19 protein-coding genes and 2 pseudogenes are annotated in these 14,762 nt (G+C 42.9%); 19 read left to right on the top strand and 2 right to left on the bottom strand.

The annotated features are described in order from the left end of the window. The first annotated feature begins 21 nt into the window (after positions 1-21). The 18 genes and pseudogenes from rplO to ACBP55_RS36115 all read left to right on the top strand — a co-directional run bounded on the left by rplO (position 22) and on the right by ACBP55_RS36115 (position 12,332). Positions 22-462: a 50S ribosomal protein L15 gene (gene rplO / locus ACBP55_RS36200; protein ID WP_029196449.1), complete on the top strand. Its 441-nt coding sequence runs from the start codon at positions 22-24 to the stop codon at positions 460-462. After that, positions 462-1,766: a preprotein translocase subunit SecY gene (gene secY / locus ACBP55_RS36195; RefSeq protein ID WP_029196448.1), complete on the top strand. Its 1,305-nt coding sequence runs from the start codon at positions 462-464 to the stop codon at positions 1,764-1,766. Before rplO ends, secY begins: the two co-directional genes overlap by 1 nt. Positions 1,767-1,851: 85 nt before the next feature. After that, complete coding sequence (locus ACBP55_RS36190) at positions 1,852-2,502, top strand: adenylate kinase (RefSeq protein ID WP_029196447.1); 651 nt, start codon at positions 1,852-1,854, stop codon at positions 2,500-2,502. Next, positions 2,502-3,254 (top strand): type I methionyl aminopeptidase, encoded by a 753-nt coding sequence (map, locus tag ACBP55_RS36185; RefSeq protein WP_029196446.1) that lies wholly within the window; start codon positions 2,502-2,504, stop codon positions 3,252-3,254. Before ACBP55_RS36190 ends, map begins: the two co-directional genes overlap by 1 nt. 10 nt (positions 3,255-3,264) lie before the next feature. Further along, positions 3,265-3,570: a hypothetical protein gene (locus tag ACBP55_RS36180; protein WP_464648438.1), complete on the top strand. Its 306-nt coding sequence runs from the start codon at positions 3,265-3,267 to the stop codon at positions 3,568-3,570. Between the two features lie 2 nt (positions 3,571-3,572). Beyond that, on the top strand, positions 3,573-3,791 hold the full coding sequence (gene infA, locus ACBP55_RS36175; RefSeq protein ID WP_009676800.1) for a translation initiation factor IF-1: 219 nt from the start codon (positions 3,573-3,575) through the stop codon (positions 3,789-3,791). 107 nt (positions 3,792-3,898) lie between these two features. Then, the gene (rpmJ, locus tag ACBP55_RS36170) at positions 3,899-4,012 is read left to right on the top strand and encodes a 50S ribosomal protein L36 (RefSeq protein ID WP_029196444.1); all 114 of its coding nucleotides are present in this window, start codon (positions 3,899-3,901) and stop codon (positions 4,010-4,012) included. Between the two features lie 19 nt (positions 4,013-4,031). Next, the gene (gene rpsM, locus ACBP55_RS36165) at positions 4,032-4,400 is read left to right on the top strand and encodes a 30S ribosomal protein S13 (RefSeq protein WP_028557471.1); all 369 of its coding nucleotides are present in this window, start codon (positions 4,032-4,034) and stop codon (positions 4,398-4,400) included. An 18-nt stretch (positions 4,401-4,418) separates the two neighbouring features. Further along, positions 4,419-4,815 (top strand): annotated as a pseudogene (gene rpsK, locus ACBP55_RS36160) (30S ribosomal protein S11). Between the two features lie 126 nt (positions 4,816-4,941). After that, entirely contained in the window at positions 4,942-5,886 is a 945-nt protein-coding gene (locus ACBP55_RS36155; RefSeq protein WP_029196443.1) for a DNA-directed RNA polymerase subunit alpha, read from the top strand. Between the two features lie 24 nt (positions 5,887-5,910). Further along, complete coding sequence (gene rplQ, locus ACBP55_RS36150; protein WP_029196442.1) at positions 5,911-6,276, top strand: 50S ribosomal protein L17; 366 nt, start codon at positions 5,911-5,913, stop codon at positions 6,274-6,276. Positions 6,277-6,415: 139 nt separating this feature from the next. Then, positions 6,416-7,177, top strand: coding sequence for a tRNA pseudouridine(38-40) synthase TruA (gene truA / locus ACBP55_RS36145; RefSeq protein WP_173192016.1), 762 nt, complete (start codon positions 6,416-6,418; stop codon positions 7,175-7,177). 172 nt (positions 7,178-7,349) lie between these two features. Further along, the gene (gene rplM, locus ACBP55_RS36140; protein ID WP_029196440.1) at positions 7,350-7,787 is read left to right on the top strand and encodes a 50S ribosomal protein L13; all 438 of its coding nucleotides are present in this window, start codon (positions 7,350-7,352) and stop codon (positions 7,785-7,787) included. Positions 7,788-7,805: 18 nt separating this feature from the next. Further along, positions 7,806-8,198, top strand: a complete 393-nt coding sequence (gene rpsI, locus ACBP55_RS36135) for a 30S ribosomal protein S9 (protein ID WP_029196439.1) — start codon at positions 7,806-7,808, stop codon at positions 8,196-8,198. A gap of 265 nt (positions 8,199-8,463) precedes the next feature. Then, on the top strand, positions 8,464-9,156 hold the full coding sequence (locus tag ACBP55_RS36130; RefSeq protein ID WP_464648437.1) for a phosphoadenylyl-sulfate reductase: 693 nt from the start codon (positions 8,464-8,466) through the stop codon (positions 9,154-9,156). A 27-nt stretch (positions 9,157-9,183) separates the two neighbouring features. After that, a pseudogene (gene sat, locus ACBP55_RS36125) lies at positions 9,184-10,355 on the top strand (sulfate adenylyltransferase). A 72-nt stretch (positions 10,356-10,427) separates the two neighbouring features. Beyond that, positions 10,428-11,183 (top strand): N-acetylmuramoyl-L-alanine amidase CwlD, encoded by a 756-nt coding sequence (cwlD, locus tag ACBP55_RS36120; RefSeq protein WP_464648436.1) that lies wholly within the window; start codon positions 10,428-10,430, stop codon positions 11,181-11,183. 60 nt (positions 11,184-11,243) lie between these two features. Further along, positions 11,244-12,332: an Mrp/NBP35 family ATP-binding protein gene (locus tag ACBP55_RS36115; RefSeq protein WP_464648435.1), complete on the top strand. Its 1,089-nt coding sequence runs from the start codon at positions 11,244-11,246 to the stop codon at positions 12,330-12,332. 48 nt (positions 12,333-12,380) lie between these two features. On the opposite strand, the gene gerD is transcribed toward ACBP55_RS36115, so the two are convergent. Then, the gene (gene gerD, locus ACBP55_RS36110) at positions 12,381-13,181 is read right to left on the bottom strand and encodes a spore germination lipoprotein GerD (protein WP_464648434.1); all 801 of its coding nucleotides are present in this window, start codon (positions 13,179-13,181) and stop codon (positions 12,381-12,383) included. A gap of 138 nt (positions 13,182-13,319) precedes the next feature. Between gerD and ACBP55_RS36105 the strand changes: the two genes are divergently transcribed. Further along, positions 13,320-13,916: a KinB-signaling pathway activation protein gene (locus ACBP55_RS36105; RefSeq protein WP_029196434.1), complete on the top strand. Its 597-nt coding sequence runs from the start codon at positions 13,320-13,322 to the stop codon at positions 13,914-13,916. 36 nt (positions 13,917-13,952) lie between these two features. On the opposite strand, the gene pdaB is transcribed toward ACBP55_RS36105, so the two are convergent. Next, on the bottom strand, positions 13,953-14,735 hold the full coding sequence (gene pdaB, locus ACBP55_RS36100; protein WP_464648433.1) for a polysaccharide deacetylase family sporulation protein PdaB: 783 nt from the start codon (positions 14,733-14,735) through the stop codon (positions 13,953-13,955). Between the last annotated feature and the right edge of the window lie 27 nt (positions 14,736-14,762).

Here is a 14,762-nt window from a genome sequence, read left to right as displayed (position 1 = left end):
ATCTAGAGGAGGTGTGCAACGATGAAGTTACATGAGCTAAGTTCTGCTACTGGTTCTCGTCACACTCGTAAACGTGTTGGCCGTGGTACAAGTAGCGGCATGGGTAAAACATCAACTCGCGGACATAAAGGTCAGAACGCACGTTCCGGTGGAGGCGTTCGTCCTGGATTCGAGGGTGGACAAAACCCGTTATACCGTCGTTTACCTAAACGTGGTTTCACGAATCGTTTCCGTACGGAATACGCAATCGTAAACCTTGAAGATTTGAACAATTTCGCAGCTGGTACCGAAGTTACTCCACAAGTATTAATGGAGACTGGTATTGTTAAAGCTCCTAAAGATGGTATCAAGATTTTAGGAAACGGTGAAATCACAGTAAAATTAACCGTTAAAGCGAATAAGTTCTCTCAATCAGCAATTGAGAAAATCCAAGCTGCCGGCGGTCAAACCGAGGTGATTTAATGTTTAATACCATAGCCAACATCTTCAAAGTAGAAGATTTACGCAGAAGAATTTTATTTACGCTCATCTTGCTAATCGTCTACCGCTTAGGTGCCTTTATTCCAGTGCCTAACATAAATACGGCTGTCCTGAAACTTCAAGACCAAGCGAATCAGAGTGATGTCTTTGGTTTGCTTAACACGTTTTCAGGTGGTGCGCTCTTCCAATTCTCTCTCTTCGCGATGGGAATTACGCCTTACATCACGGCTTCTATCATAGTTCAGCTTTTGTCCATGGATGTTATTCCACGCTTTGCGCAATGGGCAAAAGAAGGTGATGTTGGAAGAAAGAAAATGACACAAGTTACTCGTTACGGTACGATTATTCTAGGTGTGATTCAAGCCTTTGGACTTTCAATAGGGTTTAACCGTTTGTATAGCGGTCTCGTTATTGATCCAGGTGTTGCAACCTTTGCTCTAATCGCTCTCGTATTGACAGCTGGAACAGCTTTCTTGATGTGGCTCGGTGAGCAAATCACGGAATATGGGATTGGAAACGGTATTTCCATTATCATCTTTGCAGGTATCGTCGCGGCGATTCCTACAAGCATACAGCAAATTTACAAATCACTTTTTGCGACCGAAGGAGCTTTGTTCCTGAATATCGTGAAACTGATCATTATTGCTTTGGTTGTTATACTGATTATTGCCGGGGTCATATTCGTGCAGCAAGGTGTCCGTAAGATACCTGTACAATATGCGAAACGGGTAGTTGGTCGTAAAATGTATGGTGGTCAAACCACTCACATTCCTCTTAAAGTGAATGCGGCTGGTGTAATCCCTGTAATCTTTGCACTATCGTTATTGATGTTCCCTCCTACCATTGCAAGTTACTGGAGAGGTAATGTTGTTGCAGAATGGATAATTAACAATTTAAGTATTAACCAAACTGCTCCATTAGCGATTGTACTTTATGTACTGCTGATTATTGGATTCACATACTTTTATACCTTCGTACAAATTAATCCAGTCCAAATGGCTGACCAGATGAAGAAAAATGGTGGCTATATACCAGGTATTAGACCCGGTAAGACAACATCGACTTATCTGACTCGCGTAATGACTAGAATTACTCTTTCTGGAGCTTTGTTTCTCTCAGCGATCTCAATTCTTCCAATGCTTTTTGGAGGACTTGCCGGTTTGCCTAGTTCGGTTCGGATTGGTGGTACATCTTTACTTATCGTAGTAGGCGTTGGTCTTGAGACGATGAAACAAATCGAGAGCCAATTGATTAAGCGTCATTACAAAGGATTTATCAATAAATAGCTAATAGGTTCTGATGGGGCAATATCTGCGACATCGGCACCTATTGTGCTGTTCGTAATGCCGAGTGCGATGGGAGGTTTTAAGTGTGAACGTAATTTTTATGGGGCCTCCTGGTGCAGGCAAAGGCACGCAAGCTGAAAAGATCGTTAACGAATTTCAAATTCCTCATATCTCAACTGGAGATGCTTTTCGCTTGGCGATGAGTCAAGGTACACCACTTGGTGTTGAAGCCAAAGGTTATGTGGATAAGGGACTACTGGTTCCAGATGAAATAACGAACGGTATTGTGAGAGAGCGTCTTGCCCAACCGGATTGCGATAAAGGATTTTTGCTTGACGGGTTCCCTAGAACAGTTGCTCAAGCAGATGCGTTATCTGAAATCGTAGATTCATTAGGTAAGAAGATTGAGGTTGTTATCAATCTTTCCGTTGATCGCAGTTTCTTACTTGCAAGACTAACTGGCCGAAGAATTTGTAAATCCTGTGGGTCTACGTATCATGTAATCTTCAACCCACCAAAGCAAGAAGGCGTATGCGATAAATGTTCGGGTGAGTTGTACCAACGATCTGATGATACGGAAGAGAAAGTCGGAACTCGTTTGGATGAATACATCAATAAAACGGCTCCGCTGCTGGATTACTACCAAAAGAGGGAATTATTGCGTGAGGTTAACGGGGAACAAGACATTCATGCGGTAACCGAACAAATTAGCTCACTGCTACGAGGTCTAGCGTAATGATCATTTGTAAGTCCGAGGTTGAACTAGACCTAATGCGAGAAGCTGGTCGTATCGTAGCCGAAACGCACCGCTTATTGGCAAGGGCGATTCGTCCGAACATTACAACGAAAGAACTTGATCAGATCGCAGAGGAATTCATTCGCAGTCAGGGAGCGATTCCATCTTTTAAAGGCTACAACGGTTTTCCTGGAAGCATTTGTGCTTCAGTCAACGAAGAATTAGTTCATGGTATTCCTGGTCCTAGAAAGCTGGCTGAGGGCGATATTATCAGTATAGATATTGGTGCTCAGTATAAAGGTTATCATGGAGATTCTGCTTGGACGTATCCTGTCGGTGAAATTTCTGAAACAGCTAGGCGTTTGTTAGCTGTAACAGAACAATCACTTTATCGAGGCATAGCAGAAGCTAAACCAGATGCTAGACTCTACACGTTGTCGCATGCAATCCAAACTTGTATTGAAGACGCAGGCTTCTCCGTGGTTATAGAGTATGTCGGTCACGGTATCGGAACGGATCTTCACGAAGAGCCACAAATTCCGAATTATGGTGTACCTGACAAAGGTCCTCGTCTCAAACCAGGCATGGTCCTAGCCATTGAACCGATGGTGGTCGTTGGCGAAAGATTTGTCCAAACACTCGAAGACGATTGGACTGTAGTCACAGCGGATCGAACCCTATGTGCTCATTTTGAACATACGATTGCAATTACGGCAGCCGGTTATGAAATATTAACTTTGCCTAGATCGTAGGTGATGATGAATGGATAGCATGATTCCGAAGGTGGGTCAAATCGTAAAGGTGCTTCGCGGTCGAGATCCCGGAGAATATGCGGTCGTGATTGGAATTGTCGATCATCGCTTTGTCTGGCTTGCCGACGGTGATCATCGCAAATTCGATCAACCGAAGAAGAAGAACCTGAATCATCTTCAGTTACAAGAAACGATTAGCAGTGAAGTGGAGTCAAGCATTAGGGAAACAGGTCGTGTTACTAATGGAAAGTTGCGCTTCGCAATTGCCAAATTCGTTGAACTTATGCAAGATGAAGCACAAGAGAAAGGAGAATGACTGTGGCCAAAGAAGATGTAATTGAAGTAGAAGGTACAGTGATTGAACCTCTTCCGAATGCAATGTTTAAGGTTGAATTGGAAAATGGTCATAAAATCCTAGCCCATGTATCCGGTAAAATCAGAATGCACTTTATCCGCATTTTGCCTGGAGATAAGGTTACCGTAGAATTATCGCCTTATGATTTAACGAGAGGCCGTATAACCTACCGTTTTAAATAAATGTTCGGCTTACATGTAAGTTACTCTCTCAAGGCGTATGCTTACGAAGCAAGTTTTCTAACCGAAAACGCAACATGGTTGCTTACGATGATAAGGAGGGCTTAAAAATGAAAGTTAGACCGTCAGTAAAACCGATTTGCGAAAAATGCAAAGTTATTCGCCGTAAAGGTAATATCATGGTTATTTGTGAAAATCCTAAGCACAAACAAAAACAAGGTTAAAAGGAGGTGCAATCTGTAGATGGCACGTTTAGCTGGAGTTGACTTACCTCGTGACAAACGAGTTGTAATCGCGTTGACTTACATTTTCGGTATCGGCACTACAACTGCTCAGAAAATCATTGCTTCCACAGGTATCGACGCTAGTACTCGCGTTCGTGACTTGACTGAAGATGAAGTGAGCAAGATCCGTGATGTAATTGACAAAACCCTAAAAGTAGAAGGCGACCTTCGCCGCGAAATTTCCCTAAACATCAAACGTCTAATCGAAATCGGATCCTACCGTGGTCTTCGTCACCGCCGTGGTCTTCCTGTTCGTGGACAACGTACTAAAACTAATGCTCGTACACGTAAAGGTCCTCGTCGTACAGTAGCTAATAAGAAGAAATAATAAAGGGGGTTAGAGCTAATGGCAAAACCTAAAAAAGTCGTCCGTACGAAACGTCGTGACCGGAAAAATATTGAGAGCGGTGTAGCACACATCCGTTCAACATTTAACAACACGATCGTAACGATCACGGATCCGCATGGTAACGCAATTTCTTGGGCAAGTTCAGGAAACCTTGGATTCAAAGGTTCCCGTAAAAGTACTCCTTTCGCGGCGCAAATGGCAGCTGAAAAAGCAGCTAAAGCAGCTATGGAGCACGGCTTGAAAACTGTTGAAGTAATGGTTAAAGGTCCAGGAGCTGGCCGCGAAGCAGCAATTCGTTCTTTGCAAGCAGCTTGGTCTTGAAGTAAACCTGATTAAAGACGTGACTCCGGTTCCTCATAATGGCTGCCGTCCTCCAAAACGTCGTCGCGTATAATTCAGGATCACTTTGTAGTATAATTATTCCAAAATCGTGAATAATGGTTTGAAGGATAGGAATACTATGAAATTTTCAGGCGAAGTATCCAGAGGGAAACGACGTATTGAATGGAGGGTACATTTCATGATCGAAATCGAAAAGCCAAAAATAGAAACCGTAGCATTAAGTGAAGATGGCGCTTATGGTAGATTTATCATCGAGCCGTTGGAGCGTGGCTATGGTACAACCTTAGGTAACTCACTACGTCGTATCTTACTGTCCTCTTTACCGGGGGCAGCAGTAACCTCTGTCCAAATCGATGGCGTTTTGCATGAGTTTTCAACGATTCCTGGCGTGCTTGAGGATGTAACGGAAATTATCCTCAACTTAAAAGGCTTATCGTTGAAAATTCACTCCGATGAGGAGAAAGTGCTTGAAATTGATGCAGAAGGAGAAGGTAATATTACCGCGGCTGATATCCGTGGTGATAGCGATGTGGAGATTCTTAACCCGGATTTGCATATTGCAACCTTGTCTCCCGACGCACGTCTTCACATGAGGATTCATGCGGGCAGAGGACGCGGTTACGTCCAATCGGACAAAAATAAGCATGAAGAACAACCAATTGGTGTGATTCCAATTGATTCGATCTACACGCCTATTACCCGAGTAAACTATTCTATTGAGAATACTCGCGTCGGCCAAGTGACTAACTATGATAAGTTGACCCTCGAAGTGTGGACTGATGGAAGTATTCGACCAGAAGAAGCAGTGAGCTTGGGTGCCAAAATCTTAACTGAACATCTTAACTTGTTCGTCGGTTTGACGGATGAAGCGAAAGATGCTGAGATTATGGTAGAGAAAGAAGAAGATAAGAAAGAGAAAGTTCTAGAGATGACTATCGAGGAACTTGATCTATCTGTTCGTTCTTACAACTGTCTCAAGCGTGCAGGGATTAACACCGTACAAGAACTGATTACCAAAACAGAAGAAGACATGATGAAAGTTCGGAACTTAGGCCGCAAATCACTTGAAGAAGTTCAAGAGAAGCTCGAAGAGCTGGGTTTGGGTCTACGTACTGAGGAATAATCTTGTCAGAAGGAGGTTAATTCAATGAACTACAGAAAGTTGAACCGCGATTCCAGTAATCGTAAAGCATTATTCCGTGATCTGGTTACAGATCTGTTCATACATGAACGCATCCAAACTACAGAAGCAAAAGCAAAAGAAATTCGTTCCATCGCTGAGAAGTTAATCACTCTTGCGAAGCGCGGAGATCTTCATGCACGCCGTCAGGTTGCTGCTTTTGTTCGTAGAGAAGCTGCAGACGAGAATCAAGATGCGATTCAAAAACTGTTCTCTGATTTGGCTACTCGTTACTCCGAGCGTCCAGGTGGATACACTCGTATCCTTAAACTGGGACCACGCCGCGGTGACGCAGCACCAATGGTTTACCTAGAGCTAGTAGATCGCGCATAAAGACGGATGGGAAAGGGTGGACGGAATCGCTAGATTCTGGTGAAGCCCTTTTTTTGCAGTCTTAGCACGCTCTCTAGAAGTGAATTTAGCTAAGGCTAATCACTAAAGATAGGAAGGATGACTCATGGAGGATCAAGCCTTGAGAAATCTACGTTTTACCATAAGTTACGATGGAACGGCTTATTCAGGTTTTCAGATTCAGCCTAAAGCAGATACGATTCAATACCGTTTAGAGCAGGCTGTTTTCATGTTGACTGGTGAGAGGGTGAAAGTCATCTCATCCGGGCGTACAGATGCCGGTGTACACGCGAAAGCCCAAGTTATTAATTTCAGTACGAACTCTAAGATACCAGTGGAACGTTGGTGTTTAGCTCTCAATGCTAGACTCCCCAGAGATATTGTCGCACATACCGCGGAAGAAGTCCTTCCTTCCTTTCATTCTCGCAAAGCCGCGAAACGCAAAACATATTGCTTTTCAATTCGCTCGGCGCGCTTCCCTGATGTCTTTCACCGCAACTATGAATACCATCATCCTACGCATTTGAATGTGGAAGCCATGAGAGAGGCGCTCCCTTGCTTGCTAGGTGAGCATGATTTTACTTCGTTTTGTACGGTGAGAACAGATAAGGAAGTAAAGGTGAGAACCCTCTACGAGGTTCGTCTGGAGACGGAAGCTGACGAGTTATCTACGACGGGGAACATTGCCCGGATCCGGTTAATCGTAACGGGTAATGGTTTCCTTTATAACATGGTTAGGATCATTGCAGGAACGCTGATTCAGATTGGAGAAGGTAAGAGACCTAGCAGTGATATGCAGCGGATTCTCGAAGCTAGAGACCGATCTCAGGCGGGTCCTACGGCCGAAGCTATGGGTTTAACGTTATGGAGAGTCGACTATTAAATAGCCTAAAACACTACTTGCTTCTTACGGATGTTTCGTGTAAAATATAACTTGGCGTTTCGTGATCGGCTACCCCACAGCCCCTGATCACAAATGGCCGTCAACCATCCATCATTTATGTAAAATAAAAATAATAATTATGTATTGAGATATATTTCTAGGAGGATTAAGCATGCGCACCACATATATGGCTAAGCCAAATGAAGTTGAGCGTAAATGGTACATTGTTGACGCTGCAGGCCAAACACTTGGCCGTCTTGCAAGTGAAGTTGCTAGCATTATCCGCGGTAAGCACAAACCGGAGTTCACTCCACACGTAGATACTGGCGATTTCGTTGTTGTTATCAATGCTTCCCAAATTAAGCTAACAGGTAAGAAAATGCAAAACAAAATGTACTACCGTCACTCTTTATACCAAGGTGGTTTAAAAGTGACTTCTGCTCAGGATTTGCTGAACAGCAAACCTGATCGCATGATCGAGTTTGCCGTACACGGTATGCTTCCTAAGAACCGTCTTGGCGACAGCTTGAAAACAAAGCTTAAAGTCTACGGTGGAGCAGAGCACCCGCACCAAGCACAACTACCAGAAGTCTGGAATCTTCGCGGTTAATATAAGGAGGAACGTTTCGTGGCACAAGTTCAATATTATGGAACGGGTCGTCGTAAACACTCGGTAGCGCGCGTGCGCTTAGTACCGGGTGAAGGACGCATCATTATCAATAAACGTGATCTAGATGAGTATTTCGGTCTAGAAACGTTGAAACTGATCGTTAAACAACCATTGACATTAACTGAGACTGTCGGTAAATACGATGTTCTAGTTCTTGCAAATGGTGGTGGAATCAGCGGACAAGCTGGAGCAATTCGTCACGGTATTTCCCGTGCATTGTTGAAAGCTGATCCGGAATACCGTGGATCCCTGAAAAAAGCAGGATTCTTAACACGTGATTCCCGTATGAAAGAGCGTAAAAAATATGGATTGAAAGCCGCTCGTCGCGCTCCTCAATTCTCCAAACGTTAAGATCTTGCGCCTATGGCGCTCAGAAAAACCTTTTCAGTATTCACTGGAAAGGTTTTTTTCTTTAATCAATACACGGTTTTACTTGTTTTGTTGAAAAGTATTCTCAATTCGACGTGCGGGAAAGCGATTTTGTAAAGAATAGTTAGAAAATCAGCGAAGTTAATACCAAAATGATAAAAAGCCATTGACAGAAGAAAGATCTCAGTTATAATTGACTTATAAATCATACGATATCACTCGGAATTAAATAAGCGGAGGTAATATTATGAATCTTTTTGAAAAAGAAGCGTTTGTTACGAAAGCTGCTGAAGAATTTGAAAATCAATCAGCGCAAGCAGTTTTGAAATTAGCGGTTGAAACATATGCTAGCTTGACGTTGGCGTGCAGTTTCGGTGCTGAGGACGTTGTGCTCGTTGACATGCTCCAAAAGATTAGTCCAAACGTAGATATTTTTTACTTGGATACAAACGTGCATTTCCCAGAAACTTATGAAACGAGAGATCGCCTAGAACAGCATTATGGCACTAAATTCGTACAGGTATTGCCAAAGCTTACGCTTGATGAGCAGGCTGAGAAATTTGGCGATGAGCTATGGAAAAGCGATGCAAACCAATGCTGCAACATTCGTAAAGTGGATCCACTAACGGACGTTCTTAAAAACTATGACGCATGGATCACAGGAATTCGCCGCGACCAAGCGCCTACTCGTGCAAATGCGAAAAAAGTGGAATACGATGTGAAATTCGGTCTTATTAAGTTTAATCCACTTGCAAGTTGGACTTCCGAAGATGTATGGAATTACATTCGCGAGAACGATGTCATTTACAACCCGCTGCATGACCGCAATTACCCAAGTATAGGCTGCACACACTGCACACGCCAAGTGGCAGAAGGTGAAGATCCGCGTGCTGGTCGTTGGGCAAACATCGAGAAAACGGAATGCGGACTTCATAAATAAGAAGCGAAATGATGGAGGTGCTAGTAAATGCCTACGATCAAACCGCATGGCGGCGAATTAATCAATCGATTGGTTCCCGCAGAACAAAGAGAAGACTGCTCAAACGCGCGGCGTCTTTGAAACAAATCCGGGTAAATTCTTGGACGATTTCTGATCTGGATCTTATTGCAGTAGGAGCTTTCTCACCGCTTACCGGTTTTATGGATGAGGAAAACTACAACTCTGTAGTTGAAACGATGCGTCTGACGCATGGAACAGTTTGGAGCATTCCAATTACGCTGTCCATTGCTCCTGATGTTGCAGCTACCATCACGATCGGAGAGCAAGTAGCGCTTGTTGGCGATGAGGATAACATTGTTTATGCCATTTTAGACACTACAAGTATCTACAAAGTTGATCAAACGAATGAAGCAGTTAAAGTCTTCAAAACGGATGACATGGCTCACCCAGGCGTAGATAAACTCTTCTCGCGTTCTTCTACGAATATTGGAGGACCTATCCAACTGCTTGACCGTCCTAAGCCGAAGAAATTTGAAGATTTCTACTTCGATCCTTCGGAAACTCGTTGTATTTTCGATGAAAAAGGGTGGAGAACGGTCGTTGGTTTTCAAACACGTAATCCGGTTCACCGAGCTCACGAATACATTCAAAAGTCGGCCATGGAAATCGTGGATGCCCTTTTCCTTAATCCGCTTGTTGGTGAGACGAAATCCGATGATATATCTGCAGATGTACGTATGAAAAGTTACTTGGTACTGCTTGAGAACTACTATCCGAAGGATCGGATTTTCTTAGGTGTATATCCGGCTGCTATGCGTTATGCAGGTCCTCGTGAGGCGATTTTGCACGCTATTGTGCGTAGGAACTATGGTTGTACGCATTTCATCGTAGGACGCGACCACGCGGGTGTTGGCGATTATTACGGCACATATGAAGCACAAGAAATTTTCAGTAATTTTACTGCAGAAGAAATCGGGATTACTCCATTGTTCTTTGAACACAGTTTCTTTTGTACCAAATGTGGCAATATGGCATCTAGTAAAACTTGTCCACATGATAAGTCCCACCATATGCATCTCTCCGGCACGAAGGTTCGTGGATTGCTTAGAGACGGTCAATGCCCGCCTCCTGAGTTTACTCGTCCTGAAGTTGCACAGGTTCTTATTGAAGGTCTAAGAGACCCTGAATATCAAGTTTAAGTAAGGTATATTTGTCCACCCTGTCCCATATAGATGTTACAGAGTCTATGGGGAACAGAGGTGGATTTTTTTATGCGTAAAAGGAAGAAGAGGCTGGTCGTTTGGCTAACTTTTAACAGTAGTCTTAAGCTTGTTCTCTCGACCTTGCTGGTTGGACTTGTCGTTTTCATCTATGCCTATGAGCTGCCGGCAACGAGTACCTGGTCGGATTGGACTTTACCTTTGTCAGGTAAAACAATTGCTCTGGATGCTGGTCATGGTGGACCTGATGGTGGAGCTGCCAGTAAGGAAGGAGTTGTTGAGAAAGATATCAATTTAGCGATCACACTTCATATTCGCGATTATTTGCAGCAGGCGGGTGCGATAGTCATTATGACAAGGGAAACGGATACCGACTTGGCTGAATCCGGCACGAAGGGATATAGCAAAAGAAAGACGCAAGATCTCCATAACCGAGCCGATCTCATCAATGAGAATAATGCGGATATGTTTCTTAGTGTGCATTTAAACAGCATACCTTCTCAGAAATGGAGAGGCGCACAAACATTCTATTATCCGAATAATCCGAATAACCCTAATTTAGCCGCACTCATTCAATCGGAGTTAAAGAAGAACTTAGAGAATACGGATCGTGTTGCCAAACCGGCGGACAAGAGTGTTTACTTATTGAAAACGTTGAAAATTCCGAGCGCACTTGTAGAAGTGGGTTTCCTATCAAATCCAGAAGAAGCAAGACTGCTTGCAAATGAGAAATATCAGAAGATGGTGGCAGCATCTGTCTATCAAGGGATCTTAAGATTTTATGCGGGGGAAAAAGTGGGTTCTTAATCAAAATGTGTTATAATTAAGGCCACAATTACAATGTCCGAATAAAGGTATGGTGTGGCTATGATAAATAAAGAACAACTATTAGAAGCATTACAACCTCTTGTGGAACCTCATTACAATAAAAGCGTTGTGGAACTTAATTTAGTTAGAGATATCATGTTTAATGATAATAATGTATCTTTAAGCTTAATTGTCACGACCGAGGATGAGGCGTTCAAAGAGAAAGCAAAGGTTTATATTCAGCAAACTTTAGAAAAATTGGGTATAGCGCAAGTACATATTCGTTTCAGACTCATGACTGATTATGAGCGTAATCAAATTAAGGATGCGGTTCAACCGGCTGCAGAGAAGAAAACTCAACCTATTCAACCACCAATCGAACAACCTATTTTGGGAGAAGCCTCTACAGTTGAGTTTATAGCTGTTGCAAGTGGCAAGGGTGGTGTGGGTAAATCAACTGTGACTGTTAACTTAGCCGTTGCCTTAGCCCGCCAAGGGAAAAAAGTTGGAATTATCGATGCGGATATCTACGGTTTCAGTATTCCGGATATGATGGGTATCGAAGAACAACCGAAGCTTGTCGATAATGTCATTATGCCAGTTGAGAAATTTGGTGTAAAAGTAATCTCTATGGGCTTCTTTGTTCAAGATAACGCGCCTGTCGTTTGGCGTGGTCCTATGCTAGGGAAAATGCTTCGCAATTTCTTTAATGAAGTTAATTGGGGAGATGTTGAATACATCCTTCTGGATCTTCCTCCGGGAACGGGAGATGTAGCGCTAGATGTACATCAGCTCATCCCGCAAAGTAAAGAAGTGATTGTGACAACACCGCATGCCACAGCGGCTTTTGTAGCTGCTAGAGCAGGTGCGATGGCCATTCAAACTAACCATGAAATTCTAGGTATTGTCGAGAACATGTCCTATTATGAATGTAAAGATGGCAGCATAGATTACGTATTCGGTAAGGGCGGCGGTGCTAGACTTGCGGACGATTTGCATAGTGAATTATTAGCGCAGATTCCGCTTGGAGCACCCGACAATCATGTTTCGGAAATCGATTATTCACCATCTGTTTACAAGTCAGACTCAAAAGCTGGACAAATCTATTTGGACATGGCTGCGAGCATCATTACTAAATTGGAAAAATAGATATAAAAGGGCATACGGAGAAATCCGTGTGCCCTTTTAATTTCATATTTAAGAATCGGAAGAGCTGGAGTCATCCTTTTTCTTTCCGCTGTCTTGCTTTTGGGAGTCTCCCGAATCACTTTTCTGATCTTTCTTTTTGTCTCCTCCACTGCTATCTCCGCCGCTATCTGATTTACCACCGCTATCTCCGCCCTTTTGTTGAGCACTTTTAGCCGTAGGCATCTGATCGGGCTTACTTTGTTGTGCTATGGCTGCCTTAAGAAGGTCAACCATATGTGCACGGAATAAAGGACTCTGGATCGATTCTTCCATGACTGTCATCATTTGCTGGCGGTATGCGGCAGTTTTCATAACATCCAGCATCATCTTTTCATATTCAGGGTTTTTCATAACATCAACGAGTGATTTTTGATATTGCGGGTCTTTTAAAAGCTCTTTGAACATCTGTTTGGTCTCTGTGTGGATTGACTTAGCAAAATCACCGGCAAATTTAGGGTCTTTCATCATATCCGTGAGGAACGCGTTATTCTCTTTTGCTGTGAGTACATCCTTAACTGCCATCTGCAGCTGCAAAGATTCATTTGCAGACAAAAGTTTGATTTGAGATTGTCCAGCTACACCGGTGGCGCCAACATCACCATTCATTATGCTGCGGTTAGCTGCACTGATTGCTTTCTTCCCATCCTCTGACTTCAAGATATCAAGAATCATGGTCTTTTGTTCTTTATACGTGTTAGCTTGAGATTGACCTTGACCTTTTGATGAACTATCTGATCCACACGAAGCGAGAAGTAAAGCGATAGAAATGAGTGGTAGGACTTGCAGCTTTCTCAGATTTGTTATGGACATAAAAGCATGCTCCCTTCCCTAGCTTAATAGTTGTTAGTATGTGTGGTTCGGGATAGATTATAAGGGCTATTCATTGGCTTTTTATCGTAAACGTTGGTACAATTAACAATTAGAGTTGAAGTATGGAGGTAATTGATCTTGACGCTGCGGAAGTGGTTTCACTTATTTTGGACAACACTGCTATTAGGAATGATTGTATCTATAGGGATTGGACTCATCTTACAATATTCCGACAAAGAATTTTCAGTTATGGGGCTCTCGGCAGTAGGATTTAACGTTTTAAATATGCTGCTTGGTGGTGCGACAATAAGCGTTCTGAGCCAAATGGGCTTTTTTGCCTATCTGATAGTCAGGTTTATTGCTGCGGGAATCATCCGATCCAAGACGGTATGGGATCTTCTGCAATTGGCTGTCGTCATTGTTGTCTTGTTTGACCTCGTTTACTTGAGAATGACTAATTTTGAGGGTACAGGATCCGTTTTGAGTTACACTGTTTTGCCAGTAATCATATTGGTAATTTCCATAGCAGTTGCTTATTGGAAGGTAAAGATGACGAATCGGAATGCGTTTATCCCAACGCTGTTCTTTATGTGCGCTGTTTCGGTTCTTGAAGCCGTACCTGCATTAAAGCTAGATAATGCAGCTTCGAGTCTTTTTATGTTGGCTCCGTTGCTTGTTTGTAATGCATGGCAAATTTTGATTCTACATAAAATATTGGATAACAAAAAGAGCTAATATAATTAGCTCTTTTTTGAATCTGAGATCAGCTCATTAATTAATATGTTTCATTGCTTGGTCTTCAACTGGTTTGGTCTCCACCTGGGTTTGTTTGATTAGCTCACTAACCGTAACGAATTCGTATCCTTTAGCTCTTAACTGCTCAATGATAACTGGTAAGGCCTCGTGTGTTTGTTGAGACGAATCGCTTGCATGCAGTAGCACAATATCGCCTGGATGCGCTTTGGTTACTACACGGTTAATGATGGTATCAACACCTTTGTTTAACCAGTCTTGAGAGTCAGTGTCCCATTGGATAACCGAATATCCCAAATCATCAGCAATTCGAAGCACTCGTTTGTCAAAGTCACCGTTAGGAAGGCGGATTAGGTTTGGTTCTTTTCCGATCAATTCCGTTAAAATGCCATGGGCTGTAGTAATTTGTTTGCGTATTTCTTCATCACTTAGCGTACTATAATTATCGTGTTTGTTGCCATGGCTTCCAATTTCGAAACCATCCTTTTTGATATGTTCCACAATCTCTGGGTGGCTTTTGCTCCACGGAGAGGATAGGAAGAAGGTTGCATTCTTCACACCTTTTTCCTTGAGAATATTCAAAATAGGTTCTGCACGCTTCTCGCCCCATGAAATATCAAAGGTCAGAGCAATGACCTTTCTTTCGGTCTGCACGCTATAGATAGCGGAGGGCTCTGCATTGGAAAATACGGAAACATTGCTTTGTTCCGAATAAACAATAGCAGCAGCGAACACAATGGCAAGCGCGATAAATACATATTGTTTAAACTTACGAGCATTTACAACGAAAAAGTAGTTCATGAATAGCTTGTACCTCCTCTAAGCCTT

This window comes from Paenibacillus sp. WG02 (assembly GCF_055396115.1).
This window is presented reverse-complemented; position numbering and strand designations above follow the sequence as displayed.